We start from the raw sequence: 17,500 nt of genomic DNA on the forward strand, positions 1-17,500 counted from the left end.
CAGGGTCTCTTCCCTTGGGGGGCTAGTGGCCGGTGAGGGCGTCGCCGAAGACGCCGAGACCGGTCATGATCTGGTCGGCGAGGCTCGGCTCGCCGTCCTGCGGGAACTGGGCGGCCACGTCCTCGAGCGTGTCGAGGGAGCACTCGCACTGGAGCGCCACCACCAGCTCGCCCGCCTGCCAGACGAGGCGGCTCGGATCCGTGCCGACCACATAGGTGTCGAGGCCGCCCACCTCGACCACGGGCAACGCGGCCACGCGGTCGTGAGCGAGACGTCCCCGCTGCTCGAGCGCGAGCACCGACTCGCCCTCGCTCACCAGGGTGTAGACGAGCACGCGTGAGCCGCTGGGGGCCTCGCGCACCGCCGCCTCGACGGGGGTGAATCCACTCGACTGCCAATCCGGGTGGATCCAGTCACCCATCGCCTCCCCCTCGCGCATGGCGGCGGGATCGAGATGGATGATGCTCGCGCCGCCGTCGTCAGACGAGGCCGAGAGTCCGGGGTCGATGTCGCTGGGCTCGCCGGCGACATACGCGGCGCCGATGACGGCGACCAGGATGAGGGTGAGCGACAGCGTCAGCACCGCGGGGCGCCGGTCGCGGCCGCGCGCCGCCCGGGCGCGCTGGCGCGTCTCATGCGACGCGATCTCCGCCATGCGGTCGCGGTCGAGCAGCTGCTGGGTGAAGCGCATGTCGATGCCGGCCTCGGACGAGTGCAGCGCCTCGCGGGCGGCACGCATGCCCTCCCAGCGTCGCGAGCACTCGTCGCACTCCTCGAGGTGTGCCATCGCCTCAGCCGCGCTCTCCGAGGAGAGGCGGTTGTCGAGCAGATCGTGGATCCGCTCGCCGAGGTGGCGTGCCGTCACGCGTCACCTCGCACCGGGGCACGGTGGGCGAGCGACTCGCGCAGCCTGGCGCGGGCACGGGACAGGCGCGACCGGACCGTGCCCATCTTGATGCCCAGGGTCGCGGCGATCTCCTCGTAGGACAGGCCCTCGATGTCGCTCAGGACCACGGCGGCGCGGTACTCCGGCGGCAGGTCCGCGAGCGCGGCGATGATGTCGTCGCCCAGGTTGGACATGTCGAACGCGTCCTCGGGCTGGCCCGAGCGCTCGTGACGGTCGAAGCTGTCGGACGTCGCCACCGCGGCGTCGTCGTCCGCCATGAAGTCGAAGCGGATGCGCTTCTTGCGGCGCATGCGGTCGAGGAAGAGGTTGGTGGTGATGCGGTGCAGCCAGCCCTCGAACGTGCCGGGCTTGTACTGCGAGAGCGAGTTGAACACGCGGACGAACACGTCCTGCGTGAGGTCCTCGGCATCGTGCTGGTTGCCGGTGAGGTGGTATGCGAGGCGGTAGACGCGCGCCGAGTGGTTCGCGACGATGCTCTCCCACGTGAGCTCGGGCGCCTCGACGGGGGCTGCCTCAGCGGCCGGGACTGCGGTCTCGGTCATCGTGCTCCCCTCCTGATCACACCCGTACAACGGGCCTTGACTTCTCCATGTTCCCACGCCTGCCTGAGAGTTCGCTGGGACCTCCGGATAGGCTGACCCCCGAGAGGGAGGGTGCATGAGCATCGAGGCAGCGAACTGGGCGTACGCGGAGGATTTCGTCGAGGAGGATCGGGTGATCCTCGAGGCGCGCGACGTCGCCGACCAGCTCGGATGCGTGCCGGTCCTGCCGGGCGTCGCCCGGGCGATCGAGGTGCTCGCGCGGACCATGCGCGCGACCTCGGCCGTGGAGATCGGCACCGGCGCGGGCATCTCGCTCACCTACCTGCTGCGCGGCATGGCACCCACGGGCGTGGTCACCACGATCGACGTCGAGCCCGAGCACCACAAGGCGGCGCGTCGGACGGTCGCGGCGGCGGGCTTCGCCCCCGAGCGGGCGCGCATGATCACCGGCCGTGCGCTCGACGTGCTGCCGCGCCTCACCGACGGCGGCTACGACATCGTGCTCGTCGACGCGCGCAAGTCGGAGTACCCCGCCTATCTCGAGCACGCGCTGCGGCTGCTGCGGTCCGGCGGCCTCCTGCTCATCGACAACGCGCTGTGGCACGGTCGCGTGCCCGACCCGGCGCAGCGGGACAAGGACACCACCGCGGTGCGCGAGACCCTGAAGGCGGTGCGGGAGGACGAGCGCCTCACCGCGGTGTCGCTGCTCGCCTCCGGCGACGGCCTGCTCACCGCGATCAAGGACTAGCGCTCAGCGCCTGACGCCTGGCCACACACGAAGGCCCGGATCGGCCGATGCTGAAGCATCCGGCGCCGGATCCGGGCCTTGCGTGTGGATCAGCGAGAGATCTGTGTGGAGAGGCGACCGCGAGGTCAGGCCTGCGGCAGCGCGGCGTGGAGCGCGTCCCCGAGCTCCTTGACCTCGTCGGCCGTGATCTCGACCACGAGTCGACCGCCGCCCTCGAGGGGGACCCGCATGACGTAGCTGCGACCCTCCTTCACGACCTCCATGGGGCCGTCACCGGTGCGGGGCTTCATTGCAGCCATCGTGTCGTTCTCCTCGAGTGGATGAATCGCGCGCCGCCCGACGCGACGCTGCACCCGATTCTACTGCGCGCGCGGGAGCGTTCCCAAATCCCTCCTGCTCAGGGGACGAAAGGGACGGCGACGCCCGGGATGGGCGGGCGACGGCCGGGCGGCGTCAGGCTGCGTCCCGGTGCGTCGTGGCGAGGGCGACGGCCTCCGCCGGGTCGTCGGTCACGTGGATGAGGTCGAGGTCGTGCGGCGAGATCTTCCCGTCCGCCTCCACGGTGTCGCGCATCCACGCGACGAGCGGGCCCCAGTACGCGCTGCCGAACAGCACGATCGGGAAGCGACGCACGGTGCGGGTCTGTACGAGGGTGAGGCACTCGAACAGCTCGTCGAGCGTGCCGAAGCCCCCCGGCAGCGCGATGAAGCCCTGCGAGTACTTGACGAACATGGTCTTGCGGACGAAGAAGTAGCGGAAGTTGATGCCGAGGTTGATGTGCTCGTTCATCGACTGCTCGAACGGCAGCTCGATGCCGAGCCCCACGGAGACCCCGCCAGCCTCCTCGGCTCCCCTGTTCGCCGCTTCCATACATCCGGGTCCGCCGCCGGTGATGACCGCGTATCCGGCCTCCACCAGCAGCCGACCGACCTCGATGCCCGCCTGGTACTCGGCGGATTCGGGGTGCGAGCGCGCCGAGCCGTACACCGTGATGGCCGGGCCGAGCTCCGCGAGCGCGCCGAAGCCCTCGACGAACTCCGACTGGATGCGTAGCACGCGCCACGGGTCGCCGTGCAGCCAGTCCGCGCGGTGCTGCTCGTCGAGCAGCCGCTCGGCGGTGGAGGTGGTGGGGACGTTGCGGCCGCGCAGCACCACGGGGCCCTTGCGGTACTCCTTCATCGCTCCTCCTCAGGACGTGAGCCAGGCCTCCAGGCCGGCACGGCAGTGCCGGATGTCGGACACGGGGCAGCGCTCGTCGTCTGCGTGCGCGAGCTCGGGGTCGCCGGGCCCGTAGTTGACGGCCGGGATGCCCAGCTCGCCGAAGCGCGCGACGTCGGTCCAGCCCTGCTTGGCCCGCGGCGCGGCGACGCCGGTCGCGGCCACCGACGCGGCGAACGATGCGGCGAGCGGGGCGTCGAGGCCCGGCCGGGCGGCGCCCGACACGTCGGTGTAGACCAGCTCGTAGTCGTCGAGGCCGGCGGACGCGACGAACTGCTCGAAGCGTGCCCGGGCCTGGTCCACGGTCCACTCCGGGGCGAACCGGTAGTTGACGGTCACCACGCACTCGTCGGGGATCACGTTGGTCGCGATGCCGCCCCTGATGAGCACCGCGTTGATGCCCTCGCGATAGTCGAGCCCGTCCACGGTGAGCGTCTCCGCCTGGTACGCGGCGAGAGCGGCGAGCAGCGGGGCCGCGCGGTGGACCGCGTTGACGCCCTTCCACGCGCGCGCCGAGTGCGCGGCGACGCCGCTGATGCGGACCTCCGCCCGCATGGTCCCGTTGCAGCCGCCCTCGATCACGCCCTGGGTGGGCTCGCACAAGACGGCGAAGTCCCCCGTGACCAGGTCGGGGCGCTCGCGCGCGATGCGGCCCAGCCCGTTGCGGTCCGCCTCGACCTCCTCCTGGTCGTAGAACACCCACGTGATGTCTCGCGTGGGCGCCGTGAGGGCCGCGGCGAGGGAGAGCTGCACGGCGACGCCCGCCTTCATGTCGACCGAGCCGCGTCCCACCAGGTCCCCCTCGGGCGACCACTCCCCCGGCACGTTGCCCTTGATCGGCACGGTGTCGAGGTGGCCGGCGATGACCACGCGCTCGGCGCGGCCGAGCTCGGTGCGGGCGACCACGGCGTTGCCGAGCCGCGTCACGTCGAGATGAGCGAGCGGTGCGAGCGCGGCCTCCACCGCATCCGCGATCCGGTCCTCGTTCCCCGACACGGAAGGGATGTCCACCAGGGCCTTGGCCAGGTCTTCGACGGGGGCCGCGAGGTCGAGGTGCGTCATGCGGTCAGCCTAGCCACGTACCCTGGGAGCCATGACTCGACCCGCCTTCGGATTCGGCCTCGCGACCCTCGACAACAACGGCACCGTGCTCGACACGTGGTACCCCGCGCCCGCGCTCGGCGAGCCCAAGGCCCGCGACGAGGCGCCCGCGCAGCTCAAGGCCGCGGAGCGCACCGACGACCTCCGCGACGTCCAGGTCCGCGTGGTGCGCACGGTGATCGACCTCGACGAGGCGCCCGCGTCCGTGGAGGACGCCTACCTGCGTCTCCACCTGCTCAGCCACCGCATCGTCCGTCCGCACGGCCTCAATCTCGACGGGATCTTCGGGGCCCTCACCAACGTGGTGTGGACCTCCGACGGTCCGTGCGCCATCGACGGCTTCGAGCAGGTGCGGATGCGCTACCGCGCGTTCGGGCGCCAGCTCACGGTGTTCGGCATCGACAAGTTCCCGCGCATGGTCGACTACGTGGTCCCGTCGGGCGTGCGCGTCGCGGACGCCGATCGCGTGCGCCTGGGTGCCCACCTCGCGGAGGGCACCACGGTGATGCACGAGGGCTTCGTGAACTTCAACGCGGGCACGCTCGGCCACTCGATGGTCGAGGGCCGCATCTCCGCCGGCGTGGTCGTGGGCGAGGGCTCGGACATCGGCGGCGGCGCGTCGATCATGGGCACCCTGTCCGGCGGCGGCAAGGAGGTCGTGTCGATCGGCGAGCGCTCGCTGCTGGGCGCCAACGCGGGCGTCGGCATCGCCCTGGGCGACGACTGCATCGTCGAGGCGGGCCTCTACCTCACCGCGGGCACCAAGGTCACCCTCAAGGGCCGCACCGACGAGGACGGCAACCCGGTCGTGGTCAAGGCCCGGGAGCTCTCGGGCCAGGACGGCATCCAGTTCTGGCGCAACTCCGTCACCGGCGCGATCGAGGCGGTGACCCGCAAGGGCACGGGCATCGAGCTCAACTCGGCGCTCCACGCCAACTGACGTGGGCGCGCGGCGCACGCTCGCCGCGGTCGCGATCCTCACGGTCGCGGGCGGCGCCGCGGTCTACGGCTCGTACGTGTTCAGCGAGCGCGCGGGGCCATCCCACGCCACGGGACGATGCACGGCGAGCCTCGACGGCGCGACGTCCACCCTGACGGCGGAGCAGGCGGGCAACGCCGCGCTCATCGCGGCCGCGTCGCAGCGGCTGGGCCTGCCCGCGCGCGGCGCGACCATCGGCATCGCGACCGCGATGCAGGAGTCCTCGCTGGTCAACATCGACCACGGCGACCGCGACTCGATCGGCCTGTTCCAGCAGCGGCCGTCGCAGGGGTGGGGCTCCGTCGACGAGATCATGGACCCCCACTACTCCGCGGACACGTTCTACGAGGCCCTGATCGAGGTCGACGGCTGGCAGGACATGGAGGTCACGGTCGCGGCGCAGACCGTGCAGCGCTCGGCCTTCCCCGATGCGTACGCCACGCGCGAGGCCGCCGCCCGGCTGTGGGCGTCCGCGCTGCGCGGGTACTCGGGAGCGGTCGCGGTCGCTTGCGACGTCGACGCCGGCGAGGGCACCACGGCCGCCGCGCTGATCACGCGACTCGACGCCGACTTCGGCGAGGGCGCCTACGAGGTGCGCCGGCTCGCGGTCACCGAGGACGAGATCTGGCTCGACGTCATGCCCACGGGGGACGATGCCGCGTCCAGGGACGGCGTCGCCGCCTGGCTGGTCGCGGTGGCCGGTGCGGAGTCGATCGAGGCGGTCGTCAACGGGGCGTCGGGGTGGGAACGCGGGGTGGGCGCGACGCCGGTCGAGCCGCCCGCGGACGCGGTGGGCGTCGCGGTCAGGCTGATGCGGACCCCGACGGCCTAGTGGTCCTCGCCCTTGAGCTTGCGGTACTCGCGCTCGATGCGTTCCTCGCTGGGACGTCCCGCGCCGGGAAGGAAGGCCGCTGCCGCGGAGAACGCGAGCCCGATCCCCATGCCGAGCATGGGCCACGCGGGCCAGAAGTAGCCGCCGCCGTTCATCCACCAGATGACGGTGAACATGGTCCACAGCACCAGGCAGACCACGAGGAACCAGAAGAACCCGTTGCGGGCCTCGACCCGGCGTCTCGCCTCGCGCCGCAGCCTGTCGTCGTCGGTCATGTCGCGCCCCCTGTCGTGGTTGACCGGGTCCGGGGCGCCCCGGAGGGCGTGGCCGCCCTCCTGTCAGCCTCTCACGGCTCGGCGCGGTCCTCCAGCGGGACGTAGTCGCGCTCGACCTCGCCGATGTAGATCTGGCGGGGACGGCCGATCTTGGTGCGCGGGTCCGCGAGCATCTCGCGGTAGTGCGCGATCCAGCCGGGCATGCGGCCCAGCGCGAACAGCGGCGTGAACATCGGCGTCGGGAAGCCCATCGCGGAGTACAGCAGGCCGGTGTAGAAGTCGACGTTCGGGTAGAGCTTGCGCTCGATGAAGTACTCGTCGGAGAGGGCGATCTCCTCGAGCCGCTTGGCCATCTCGAAGGTCTCGTCGTTGCCGCCGAGCTGGGTGAGGAGCTCGTCCGCGACCTTCTTCACCACGGCGCCGCGCGGGTCGTACGACTTGTAGACGCGGTGCCCGAATCCCATGAGGCGGGCGCCCTCGGCCTTGTCCTTGACCTTGGCGACGAACTGCTCGATGGTGTCGCCCGACTCCTTGATCTGGTCGAACATGCGCAGCGCCGCCTCGTTGGCCCCGCCGTGGAGCGGACCCGACAGGGCGCCCACGCCGGCGGCGACCGAGGCGTAGATGTTGGCATGCGAGGACCCGACGATGCGCACGGTCGACGTCGAGCAGTTCTGCTCGTGGTCGGCGTGGAGGATCAGCAGCAGGTCGACCGCGCGGCGCACCGCCGGGTCGATGTCGATGTCGCCGGATCCCGGGGCGAACGCGATGCGCATGAACTCGTCGACGTAGTGGCCGCCGCGACGGGGCTCGATGAGGTCGCCGCCGCCCGCACGCCTCTGCAGGTAGGCGATGGTGGTCGCCGTCTTCGCGAGCAGCAGCACCGTCGCGAGCTCGATCTGCTCGGGGTCGCGGCCCACGGACTCGGGGTAGAACGTGCTGAGCGCGCTGATGGCGCCGGAGAGCACCGCCATCGGGTGGGCGTCGCGGGGGAAGGCGCCGAGGAACGTCTTGATGCCCTCGTGCACGTGCATGTGCCGCGAGACGCGGTTGTTGAGGGCCGTGAGCTGGTCAGGGGTGGGGAGCTCGCCGTGGATGAGCAGGTACGCGACCTCGAGGAACGTCGAGTTCTCGGCGAGCTGCTCGATCGGGTAGCCGCGGTAGCGGAGGATGCCGTTGTCGCCGTCGATGTAGGTGATCGAGCTCTCGCACGACGCGGTGTTCATGAAGCCCGGGTCGACGGTCACGAGGCTGGTGTCGCGCATCAGGGTGGCGACGGACATGCCGTCGTTGCCCACGGTCGCGCGCTCCAGGGGAAGCTCCCTGGTGCTGCCGTCGACCGTCAGCCTTGCGTCCACCACTTGCGCCATGTTCTCCCCTTCGAAACCCATGTGCCGTCACCCAACATTTGAGCGCCGGTTTACCCGCGTTTTGCGAGCCTACTAGATGCCGCGGAGACTCCCGCATCGCTCGCCGTGAGCGCGATGCGCACATGCCGGCGCGCCGCCTCGCCGTAGAACGCGCCTGGAGCGCACAGTATGCCCCGTTCTGCGAGGTAGTCCAGGGTGTCCCAGCAATCCTCGTCGCGGGTGGCCCACAGGTACAGCCCGGCCTCGGAGTGCTCGACCCGGAATCCTGCCGCCTCGACGGCGGGCAGCAGCAGGTCGCGCCGCGCGCGGTACCGCGCCTTCTGGTCGGCCACGTGGGCGTCGTCGCCGAGAGCGACCGCCATGGCCGCCTGCACGGGCGCGGGCACGATCAGCCCGGCGTGCTTGCGCACCTCGAGAAGCGCGGCGATCACGGCGGCGTCGCCGGCGACGAAAGCCGCGCGGTAGCCGGCGAGGTTGGACTGCTTGGACAGCGAGTACACCGCGAGCACGCCCTCGTGCGAGTCCCCGCACACGCGCGGGTCCAGGATCGAGGGGACGGGCTCGCCCGTCCACGACAGCTCCGCGTAGCACTCGTCGGACGCGACCAGGGCGCCGATCTCGCGCGCGGCCCCGACCACCTCCGCCAGCTGCTCCGCCGACGCGACGGCACCGGTGGGGTTCGACGGCGAGTTCACCCACACGAGCCGCACCGCGCGGTTGCCCCGCCAGTCCGCGACGTCGTCCGTCGCGAGCGGCGTCGCGCCCGCGAGCCGCGCGCCCACGTCGTACGTGGGGTACGCGGCGCGCGGGTGCACGACCACGTCGCCTGCGCCCAGGCCCAGGTAGGCGGGCAGGGTGGCGACCAGCTCCTTCGAGCCGACCGTCGGCAGCACCGCGGCGGGATCAACGCCCGGCGCGCCGCGGCGGCGTGCGAACCATCCGGCGATGGCCTCGCGGAGCGCGGCGGTGCCGTGCGTGGTCGGGTATCCGGGCGCGTCGGCGGCTCCCGCGAGGGCGTCGCGGATCACCGCGGGCGTCGGGTCGACGGGCGTGCCGACCGAGAGGTCGACCAGCCCGTCAGGATGCGCCGCCGCGCGCGCCTTGTAGGGCGCGAGCGAGTCCCACGGGAAATCCGGCAGCGAGCGCGGGCTGAGGCCCATGCGCGCCGCTCAGCCGTTCTGCGGTGCCAGCGACTTGATGAGGTCGTGGTCGTGCTCGATCAGACCCATCTTCGCGGCGCCGCCGGGCGAGCCGATCTCCGAGAAGAACTCGACGTTGGCGTTGTAGTACTCCGCCCACTTGTCCGGGACGTCGTCCTCGTAGTAGATGGCCTCGACCGGGCACACCGGCTCGCACGCACCGCAGTCGACGCACTCGTCGGGGTGGATGTAGAGCATGCGCTCACCCTCGTAGATGCAGTCCACGGGACACTCATCGATGCACGCCTTGTCCTTGACGTCGACACACGGCAGGGCGATGACGTAGGTCACTGCGTCTCCTCAACCTCGGAACTACGGGGGGTCGCGCTCATCATACCGCCGGGTCGGACCGCCCCCGCCAGCCCCTCGCGAGGCCCGCGTGCGACGCATCGTCCCCGCTACTTGCAGGTGACGCCGTTGTCCGGCGAGTACGTCCACGTGTACGACGACTTGTCGACCTGCTCGCCCTTGAGGTAGACCTCGCGCGTGTTGGTGATGGTGAACCCCGGGTTCCCCATCGGCGTGTCGAGGCAGCCGTCGCGCGAGGACTCGACCGAGGTGGGCTGGACGAAGTTCGTCTTGTTCGAGGCGTACGTCTTCACCGTGTAGTACTTGGTCGACCAGATGTCGACGTGCAGGCGACCGCCGGTCACGTACGAGCTCATCACCAGCGCGTAGGGCGTGTTGTTCTTGAAGCGCATGTCGAGCGAGCCCACGAAGATGGTCGCCTCGCGGCCCGCCGGGTACCGGTCGAACCACTTGGTGTGCGGGCGGTGCTCGACGTCCTCGAGGCCCGCGAAGTACGCCGCGTTGTACGTGGTGGTGGCCATCTGCGACAGGCCGCCGCCGGTGCCGTTCGTGAGGTAGCCGTCCACGATGATGTGGGCCGACTGGTAGCCCCCCGCCTCGGTGATGGGCGCGAGCGCGTCGAGCAGCGAGAAGGTCTCGTCGGGCTTGACCACCACGCCGGTCACCTTCTCCGCGCCCCGGATGAGGTTCTGCGTGCGCACCGGCTCGTCCGTCAGCGGGGTATCGAAGGACGCGACGACGGTCTTGAAGTCGCTCACGCCCAGGTCGTCGCTGGTGACGTTGGCCTTGGTGTTGCGGTACGGCAGCTCGCCCGTGCGCTCAGCGCTCTCGGCGGCCGCGACCACGGCGGGGCCCAGCTGCTTGCCCGCGATCGCTCGGCCCGGCTTCGACTTGGTGGTGACCAGCTGGTGGCTGCTGGTGAAGCGGAACGACGCGGATCGGGGCGCGCTGGTGAGCGAGGGATCCGCGGACTCGAGCTCGGCCGCGAGCGACGGGCCGTCGACCACGTAGGTCAGCGTGCCGTCCTGGTCCTCGACGGACCCGAAGCGCGTGAGCTGGTCCGCGGTGACGGTAGCGGGGCCGTTCTCCCCCGTCATCCTGACGGTGCCCGCAAGGATCTCGGAGTTGAGCTCGGACGCGAACGCCTCGGCGTCCGCGGTGGTGACGGCGGCATCCTTGGTGTCGATGACGGCGGCGTAGGTCGCGACGGGCCACTCAGCGCCGAGGCCCTCCGCGGTGGCGGCGGGGTCGATCGCGACGCCGTCGACGGCGGGCACCACGGAGGCTCCGGTCGAGGCGATCTCGACCGCGGCGTCCTCGCCGTCGACCTCGAGGTCCTCTCGCGTGCCCTCGATGGCCTCGGTGAGAGCGTCCTGGTCGACCACCGTGACGACGGGGACCTCGCGCTCGGCACCCGTGAAGGAGCGGAGGATGTCGAACGGCGCGAGGCTGAAGCTCAGCAGCTGGTCGACCGTCGCGCCCGCACCGGCCACCATCCCGGACTCGCGCGGGACGATGCTCGCCTCGGCGTCGTCGGTGGTGATGGCGACGGGCGACGTGTTGAGCTCCTTGACGGCCGGCGTCAGCGCGTCGATCGCCTCGTCGCGCGTCATCCCGCCGATGTCGACACCCTGCACCGTGGTGCCCGCGGGCACGCGCTCGGACGCGTACACGGCGGCGGCGAAGTACCCGCCCACCAGCAGCAGCACGATCAGCAGCAGCGTCCAGCGTCCCCACCCCACGTGGCGCTTCTCCTTGGTCTCGTCGCCGTGCGCGGCGTCGGTCTCGCCGTCGCCTTCGGCGTCCTTCCCCTCCGCGGCGCCGCTCGCGGCGGTCACGACGGGCGCGTACTCGTACGGCTCGTCGTCGCGCTGCCACTCGGCGACCGCCTCGTCGGGGGCGATGGGCGGCAGCACCTGGGTGGCCTCGGCGTCCGACGTCTCCGCGCCGGGCGCCGCGTCGTCACCGTCCGCCGCGGCGGGCGGTTCGGCGAGGAACGCCGGCATCTGCTCGGTCGGCTCGTCGTCAAGGTCACGCTCGGGCGCGGACTCCGCCGGGGCGTCGTCCGCCTCCTCGGCGCCGAGGTCCCCGTCGAGGTCCGCGTCGATCTCCGCCTGCGCCTCGTCGACCTCGTCCTCGACGCCGTCGGGCCTCTCGTCCCGCGGGTCGCTCACTGGACGGCCGCCTCGGACTCGTGCGGCGCATCGTCCCCGGTGGGAACCCCGGAATCACCGATGAACCGGCGCGGCACCAGGGCCGCGACGCCGATCACCACGGCGCCCCCGTAGACCCACGCGAGGCTGCGCGCGTCGTTGGGGATGAGCAGCGAGCCGCCCGGTCCCTCCTGCGCCAGCACCACCGTGAGCACCAGCCAGGCCGTCGCGAACACCGTGAGCCCCAGGAACCCGCGCCAGGCGCGGGAGAACACGCTCGCCGTCCCGACCAGCAGCAGGCAGGCCGCGACGCTGATCCAGCCGAACGCGCGGTGCGAGCCCGCGCCCACCAGCGCCACGATGACGCCGATGAGCGCGATCACCAGCAGGGACCAGACGATGCGAGCCATGCCTGCCATGGTAGGGGTGGGATCAGGCGTTCTGGCGCTTCGCGCGCGACGCGGCGCGTGCCCTCTCCGTGCCGTCGAGGATCACCTTGCGGATGCGGACCTTCTCGGGCGTCACCTCGACGCACTCGTCCTCGCGGGCGAACTCGAGGGACTCCTCGAGGGTGAGGCGGCGCGGCGGGGCCAGGCGCTCCAGCTCCTCCGCCGTCGACGAGCGGATGTTGTTGAGCTTCTTCTCCTTGGTGATGTTGACGTCCATGTCCTCGTTGCGCGAGTTCTCGCCGATCACCATGCCCTCGTAGGTGTCCTCGGTGGGACCCACGAAGAAGGTGCCGCGGTCCTGCAGCGCCATGAGGGCGTTGGACGTCACCACGCCCGAGCGGTCCGCCACGAGCGAGCCGTTGGTGCGGTACTCGATGAGCCCGGTCCACGGCTCGTAGCCGTGCGCGATCGAGGAGGCGATGCCGGTGCCGCGCGTGTCCGTGAGGAACTGGCTGCGGAAGCCGATGAGGCCGCGCGCGGGGACGATGAACTCCATGCGCACCCAGCCGGTGCCGTGGTTCGCCATCGACTCCATGCGGCCCTTGCGGCTCGCGAGGAGCTGGGTGACCGCGCCGAGGTGCTCCTCGGGGACGTCGATGGTCATGTGCTCCATGGGCTCGTTGAGCTTGCCGTCGATCTCCTTGGTGACCACCTGCGGCTTGCCGACGGTGAGCTCGTAGCCCTCGCGGCGCATCTGCTCGACCAGGATCGCGAGCGCGAGCTCGCCGCGGCCCTGCACCTCCCACGAGTCGGGACGCTCGGTGGGGAGCACCCGGATCGACACGTTGCCGATGAGCTCCTTGTCGAGGCGGTCCTTGACCTGGCGCGCCGTGACCTTGGCACCCTTGACGCGACCGGCCAGCGGCGAGGTGTTGATGCCGATGGTCATCGAGATGGCCGGGTCGTCGACCGTGATGAGCGGCAGCGGGCGCGGGTCCTCGATGTCGGTGAGGGTCTCGCCGATGGTGATCTCCTCGATGCCCGCGACGGCGACGATGTCGCCGGCCTTCGCGGACTCCGCGGGGACCCGCTCGAGGCCCTTGGTCTCCAGCAGCTCGGTGATCTTCACGGGCTTGACCGTGCCGTCCTTGCGGGCCCACGCGACCTGCTGGCCCTTGCGGATCTCGCCGTTGAACACGCGCAGCAGCGCGAGGCGGCCCAGGAAGGGCGACGCGTCGAGGTTGGTGACGTGCGCCTGGAGCGGGTGGCCCTCGTCGTAGGACGGGGCGGGGATGCGCTCCATGATGACCTGGAACAGGGGCTCGAGGTTGTCGCCCTCGGGCAGCGCGCCGTCCGCCGGCTGGTTCAGCGACGCGATGCCGGCCTTGGCGGAGGCGAACACCACGGGCACCTCGAGGAGGGCGTCGACGTCGAGGTCCGGGACCTCGTCGTGGAGGTCGGAGGCGAGGCCCAGCAGCAGGTCGTGGGTCTCGTCGACCACCTCGGAGATGCGGGAGTCGGGGCGGTCGACCTTGTTCACCACGATGATGACGGGCAGGTGGGCGGCGAGCGCCTTGCGCATGACGAAGCGGGTCTGGGGCAGCGGGCCCTCCGACGCGTCGACCAGCAGCACCACGCCGTCGACCATCGACAGGCCTCGCTCGACCTCGCCGCCGAAGTCGGCGTGGCCCGGGGTGTCGATCACGTTGATGGTGACGCCGCCCTCGACCGCCGCGGCTCCGGTGTACCGGATCGCGGTGTTCTTCGCGAGGATCGTGATGCCCTTCTCGCGCTCGAGGTCGCCGGAGTCCATGGCACGGTCCTCGACGTGGGCGTGGTCGCCGTAGGCGCCGCCCTGCACCAGCATGGCGTCGACGAGGGTGGTCTTGCCGTGGTCGACGTGGGCGACGATCGCGACGTTGCGCAGGTCGGAGCGCAGGGGCATGCGGGAACTCGATTCCGTGGGAAGGGTTGCTCGGTCCGACATGGACCGCCGATCCATTCTACGGGTGCCGGGGACGATGCGCGGGCTCAGTCCTCCTCGGCCCTCGCATGGGCGTCGAGGAAGGCGTACAGCTCGCGGTCGTCGATGCCGGGATACGTGCCGCGTGGCAGCGGGGAGAAGATGTGCGCGTGGACGCGGGCGCTCGCCCACGCCCGCCCCGCCCAGCGCGCGGCGTCGGCGGCGTCGGGGCGGCGGCAGCAGCTGAGGTCGGGGCAGCGGGACTCGACGCGGTTGCTGCTCTCGCGGCCGCGGAACCACTTGGACTCCCCGAACGGGACGCCCAGGGTGATCGCGAAGTCCTCCGCCTCGGTCGATCCGGTCTGCGTGGCCTCGAAGAACGTCCCCGCGGGGGTGTCCGTGTACTGGAAGTACTCGGTGGTGCGGGTGGAGCGCGCGAAGGCGCGGCGCGCGCTCCAGTGCCGGCACACGATCTGTCCCTCGGTCGCTCCCGTGACGTCGACCGGCAGCGGGAGGCCGTCGTTCTCGTACGCGCGCACCACCGCGCCGTCTCCGGCGGCGCGCAGGAAGTGCAGCCGGATTCCCAGGTGGACGGTCGCGAGGTTGGTGAACCGCAGCGCCGCCGCCTCGTGGGTGACGCCGAACGCGTCGCGGAAGTCCTCGATGGCGATGTCGCGGTCGCGCTTGGCGCGTTCGAGGAACGCGACCGCGGGCCCCTCCGGCATGAGGCACGCGGCGGCGTAGTAGCTCGCGTCCTGGCGTTGACGAAGGAAGTCGGCGTAGTCGCGCGGCTCGCCGTGGCCCAGACGGATGTGCGCCATGGCCTGGAGCGCGAGGGAGCGCAGGCCGTGACCGCCGGGGATCGAGGCAGGCGGGATGTAGATGCGCCCGCTCTCGAGGTCCAGCACGCAGCGGGCGGAGTGCGGGAGGTCGTCGGCATGCACGATCTCGAGGCCCAGCCGCTCCGCCAGGAGGCTGACCGTGCGGTGGGTGAGGGCGCCGCCGGTGTGGCCCACCGCGGCGACGTCCTCGGATGCCAGCGCCTCGATGTCGGGGACGTGGTTGTCGAGCGACTGCATCCGCAGCCGCTGGCGCGTGTTGGCGCGGCGGGCCTCCTCGGGCGTCGCGATCGCCTGCCGCGCGCGTCGGTCGAGCTCGCGGTGCAGACCCACGAGCGTGCGCAGCACGTCGTCGGGCATCGTGCGCGTCGGGCGCAGCTCCGGCAGCCCCAGCTCGCGGTACGCGGCGCCGTCCTGCGCATGCTCGAGCTCGATCTCGAGCGCGGCGCGCGGCGTGGGCGGAGCCTCGTCGAGCAGCTCGCCGACGGTCACCCCCAGGCGCGCGGCGAGCGCGGAAAGCAAGGTGAGGCGCGGCTCGCGCCTGCCGTTCTCGATGAGCGACAGCTGGCTGGGCGCCACGTCCACGTCGCGGCCGAGCTGCTCGAGGGTGAGCCCCGCCTCGGTGCGGAAGTGGCGTACGCGGCGCCCGAGCGTGGAAAGATCCGGCATGGAATTCACTCTACGGAAAGAAACGCGAAACTTCACCCTTGAAAAGGCGTCCAACGGCGCACGGAGGGGCCTACGGTCGGAAGCAGGAGGCGAAATTCGTCGCCTTCACTTCATGAGGGAGCCACCATGGCGATCATCGACCAGCCCCTGCGGGCCGCGCGCACCGAAGCCGCGGCCACCCACCCGGCGGGGGCCGACCCGAGCATCGTCGCCTGGGTCGAGCGCCTCGCGCTCCACGCGACCCCCGACGAGGTGGTGTGGTGCGACGGCTCGAAGCCGGAGCGCGCGCGGCTGATCCGCGACATGGTCGATGCCGGCACGCTGACGCCGCTCGACAGCGAGAAGCGCCCCGGCAGCTACGTCGCGCGTTCCAACCCCGAGGACGTGGCGCGCGTCGAGTCGCGCACGTTCATCTGCTCGGAGCGCGAGGAGGACGCGGGCCCGACCAACAACTGGGTGCCGCCGTCGGGCATGCGCGAGACGCTGCACGGGCTGTTCCGCGGCGCGATGCGCGGCCGCACCATGTACGTGATGCCGTTCGCGATGGGACCGGTGGGCGGTCCCCTCACCCGCTACGGCGTCCAGATCACCGACTCCCCGTACGTGGTGGTGAGCATGGGCACCATGACGCGCATGGGCGCCGAGGCGCTCGCGCAGATCGGCCCCGACACCGAGTGGGTGAGGTGCGCGCACACCGTGGGCGCCCCCCTCGCGCCCGGCGAGGCCGACGTGCCGTGGCCGTGCAACCCGACCAAGTACATCTCGCACTTCCCGGAGACGCGCGAGGTGTGGTCGTACGGCTCGGCGTACGGCGGCAACGCGATCCTCGCGAAGAAGGCGTTCGCGTTGCGCATCGCGAGCGCGATCGGCCAGGACGAGGGCTGGCTCGCCGCCCACATGCTGCTGCTCAAGGTCACCAACCCCCGCGGCCGCGCGTTCCACGTGGCGGCGGCGTTCCCGAGCGCGTGCGGCAAGACCAACTTCGCGATGCTGCAGCCGACCCTCCCCGGCTGGACCGTCGAGACGCTCGGCGACGACATCGCATGGCTCGCCCCCGGCCCCGACGGCCGCCTTCGCGCCATCAACCCGGAGGCCGGGTTCTTCGGGGTCGCCCCCGGCACCGGCCGCTCCACCAACCCGGTCGCCATGGACACCCTCACGCACGACGTGGTGTTCACCAACGTCGCCATGACCGACGACGGCGACGTGTGGTGGGAGGGCATGACCGACGAAGTCCCCGCGCACCTCACCGACTGGCTCGGCGAGGACTGGACCCCCGCATCGTCCACCCCGGCCGCCCACCCGAACTCGCGCTTCACCGTGGCGGCGGCCCAGTGCCCCACGATCTCGGACGACTGGGACGACCCGCAGGGGGTGGTGGTCGACGCGATCATCTTCGGCGGGCGCCGGGCGACCAACGTGCCGCTCGTGTCGCAATCGCGCGACTGGGCGCACGGCGTGTTCATGGGCGCGACGCTCGCGTCCGAGCGCACGGCCGCGGCGGAGGGCACGGTGGGCGAGCTGCGCCGCGACCCGTTCGCGATGCTGCCCTTCTGCGGCGTGCACATGGCCGACCACTGGCAGCACTGGCTCGAGGTGGGCGCGAAGGCGGACGCCGCCGGCGGCGCGCCCGCGATCTTCCAGGTCAACTGGTTCCGCAAGGACGCGGACGGCCGCTTCCTGTGGCCGGGATTCGGCGAGAACATCCACGCGCTCGCGTGGATGCTCGACCGCATCGAGGGTCGCGTCGAGGGCGTCGAGGGCCCGTTCGGCGTGGTGCCGGCCGAGGGCGAGATCGATCACGCGGCGGCCGGCGTCGACGACGCGGCTTGGGCGTCGCTGTTCGGGCTCGACAAGGCGGCGCTCACCGCGGAGGCGGACGATGCCGCGGGCTTCCTTGACTCGTACGGCACCAAGGTGCCGGCGGAGGTCCGCGACGGGCTCGCGCGGATGCGCGCGGACATCGACGCGCTGTAGGGGGGGCGTGCCCCGCGGGGCGCGAAGGTC

17 protein-coding genes are annotated in these 17,500 nt (G+C 71.6%); 4 read left to right on the forward strand and 13 right to left on the reverse strand.

Annotated elements, in window-relative coordinates; translation table 11 throughout:
• Positions 1–22: 22 nt before the first annotated feature.
• Together AOM01_RS01815 and sigE are read right to left on the reverse strand one after the other, a co-directional pair.
• Positions 23–865, reverse strand: coding sequence for an anti-sigma factor family protein (locus tag AOM01_RS01815; protein WP_062288083.1), 843 nt, complete (start codon positions 863–865; stop codon positions 23–25).
• Positions 862–1,449: an RNA polymerase sigma factor SigE gene (gene sigE, locus AOM01_RS01820; RefSeq protein ID WP_062288086.1), complete on the reverse strand. Its 588-nt coding sequence runs from the start codon at positions 1,447–1,449 to the stop codon at positions 862–864. The genes AOM01_RS01815 and sigE overlap by 4 nt, the downstream gene beginning before the upstream one ends.
• Positions 1,450–1,564: 115 nt before the next feature.
• Between sigE and AOM01_RS01825 the strand changes: the two genes are divergently transcribed.
• Entirely contained in the window at positions 1,565–2,197 is a 633-nt protein-coding gene (locus AOM01_RS01825; RefSeq protein WP_062288088.1) for an O-methyltransferase, read from the forward strand.
• Between the two features lie 125 nt (positions 2,198–2,322).
• Here AOM01_RS01825 and AOM01_RS14090 read toward each other — a convergent pair whose 3' ends face one another.
• The 3 genes from AOM01_RS14090 to dapE form a co-directional block, all read right to left on the reverse strand.
• The gene (locus tag AOM01_RS14090; protein ID WP_082097307.1) at positions 2,323–2,496 is read right to left on the reverse strand and encodes a DUF3117 domain-containing protein; all 174 of its coding nucleotides are present in this window, start codon (positions 2,494–2,496) and stop codon (positions 2,323–2,325) included.
• Positions 2,497–2,650: 154 nt separating this feature from the next.
• Positions 2,651–3,376 (reverse strand): LOG family protein, encoded by a 726-nt coding sequence (locus tag AOM01_RS14305; RefSeq protein ID WP_062288091.1) that lies wholly within the window; start codon positions 3,374–3,376, stop codon positions 2,651–2,653.
• 9 nt (positions 3,377–3,385) lie between these two features.
• Complete coding sequence (gene dapE / locus AOM01_RS14310; protein ID WP_062288095.1) at positions 3,386–4,477, reverse strand: succinyl-diaminopimelate desuccinylase; 1,092 nt, start codon at positions 4,475–4,477, stop codon at positions 3,386–3,388.
• Positions 4,478–4,508: 31 nt separating this feature from the next.
• Between dapE and dapD the strand changes: the two genes are divergently transcribed.
• Both dapD and AOM01_RS01845 read left to right on the forward strand, forming a co-directional pair.
• Positions 4,509–5,456 (forward strand): 2,3,4,5-tetrahydropyridine-2,6-dicarboxylate N-succinyltransferase, encoded by a 948-nt coding sequence (dapD, locus tag AOM01_RS01840; protein WP_062288097.1) that lies wholly within the window; start codon positions 4,509–4,511, stop codon positions 5,454–5,456.
• Between the two features lies 1 nt (position 5,457).
• Complete coding sequence (locus AOM01_RS01845) at positions 5,458–6,327, forward strand: hypothetical protein (protein WP_062288100.1); 870 nt, start codon at positions 5,458–5,460, stop codon at positions 6,325–6,327.
• On the opposite strand, the gene AOM01_RS01850 is transcribed toward AOM01_RS01845, so the two are convergent.
• The 8 genes from AOM01_RS01850 to AOM01_RS01885 form a co-directional block, all read right to left on the reverse strand.
• Positions 6,324–6,602 carry a 2TM domain-containing protein gene (locus tag AOM01_RS01850; RefSeq protein WP_062288103.1) on the reverse strand — a complete coding sequence of 93 codons (279 nt, stop codon included), beginning with the start codon at positions 6,600–6,602 and terminating at the stop codon, positions 6,324–6,326. The genes AOM01_RS01845 and AOM01_RS01850 overlap by 4 nt on opposite strands.
• A gap of 71 nt (positions 6,603–6,673) precedes the next feature.
• The gene (locus AOM01_RS01855) at positions 6,674–7,972 is read right to left on the reverse strand and encodes a citrate synthase (protein WP_062288106.1); all 1,299 of its coding nucleotides are present in this window, start codon (positions 7,970–7,972) and stop codon (positions 6,674–6,676) included.
• A gap of 50 nt (positions 7,973–8,022) precedes the next feature.
• Positions 8,023–9,132: a succinyldiaminopimelate transaminase gene (gene dapC, locus AOM01_RS01860; RefSeq protein WP_062288108.1), complete on the reverse strand. Its 1,110-nt coding sequence runs from the start codon at positions 9,130–9,132 to the stop codon at positions 8,023–8,025.
• Between the two features lie 9 nt (positions 9,133–9,141).
• A complete protein-coding gene (gene fdxA / locus AOM01_RS01865; protein ID WP_042215085.1) occupies positions 9,142–9,462 on the reverse strand; it encodes a ferredoxin in 321 nt (106 codons plus the stop codon).
• Positions 9,463–9,569: 107 nt separating this feature from the next.
• Positions 9,570–11,654, reverse strand: coding sequence for a VanW family protein (locus tag AOM01_RS01870; RefSeq protein ID WP_062288111.1), 2,085 nt, complete (start codon positions 11,652–11,654; stop codon positions 9,570–9,572).
• Positions 11,651–12,043, reverse strand: coding sequence for a hypothetical protein (locus AOM01_RS01875; protein ID WP_062288112.1), 393 nt, complete (start codon positions 12,041–12,043; stop codon positions 11,651–11,653). The genes AOM01_RS01870 and AOM01_RS01875 overlap by 4 nt, the downstream gene beginning before the upstream one ends.
• A 22-nt stretch (positions 12,044–12,065) precedes the next feature.
• Entirely contained in the window at positions 12,066–13,967 is a 1,902-nt protein-coding gene (gene typA, locus AOM01_RS01880; RefSeq protein WP_062288114.1) for a translational GTPase TypA, read from the reverse strand.
• An 86-nt stretch (positions 13,968–14,053) separates the two neighbouring features.
• Positions 14,054–15,493, reverse strand: coding sequence for a helix-turn-helix domain-containing protein (locus tag AOM01_RS01885; protein WP_062288115.1), 1,440 nt, complete (start codon positions 15,491–15,493; stop codon positions 14,054–14,056).
• 126 nt (positions 15,494–15,619) lie between these two features.
• Between AOM01_RS01885 and AOM01_RS01890 the strand changes: the two genes are divergently transcribed.
• The gene (locus AOM01_RS01890) at positions 15,620–17,470 is read left to right on the forward strand and encodes a phosphoenolpyruvate carboxykinase (GTP) (protein ID WP_062288117.1); all 1,851 of its coding nucleotides are present in this window, start codon (positions 15,620–15,622) and stop codon (positions 17,468–17,470) included.
• Positions 17,471–17,500 lie beyond the last annotated feature (30 nt).

The sequence above is a fragment of the Demequina phytophila genome (assembly GCF_000971135.1).
In the GTDB taxonomy this organism is placed as follows: domain Bacteria; phylum Actinomycetota; class Actinomycetes; order Actinomycetales; family Demequinaceae; genus Demequina; species Demequina phytophila.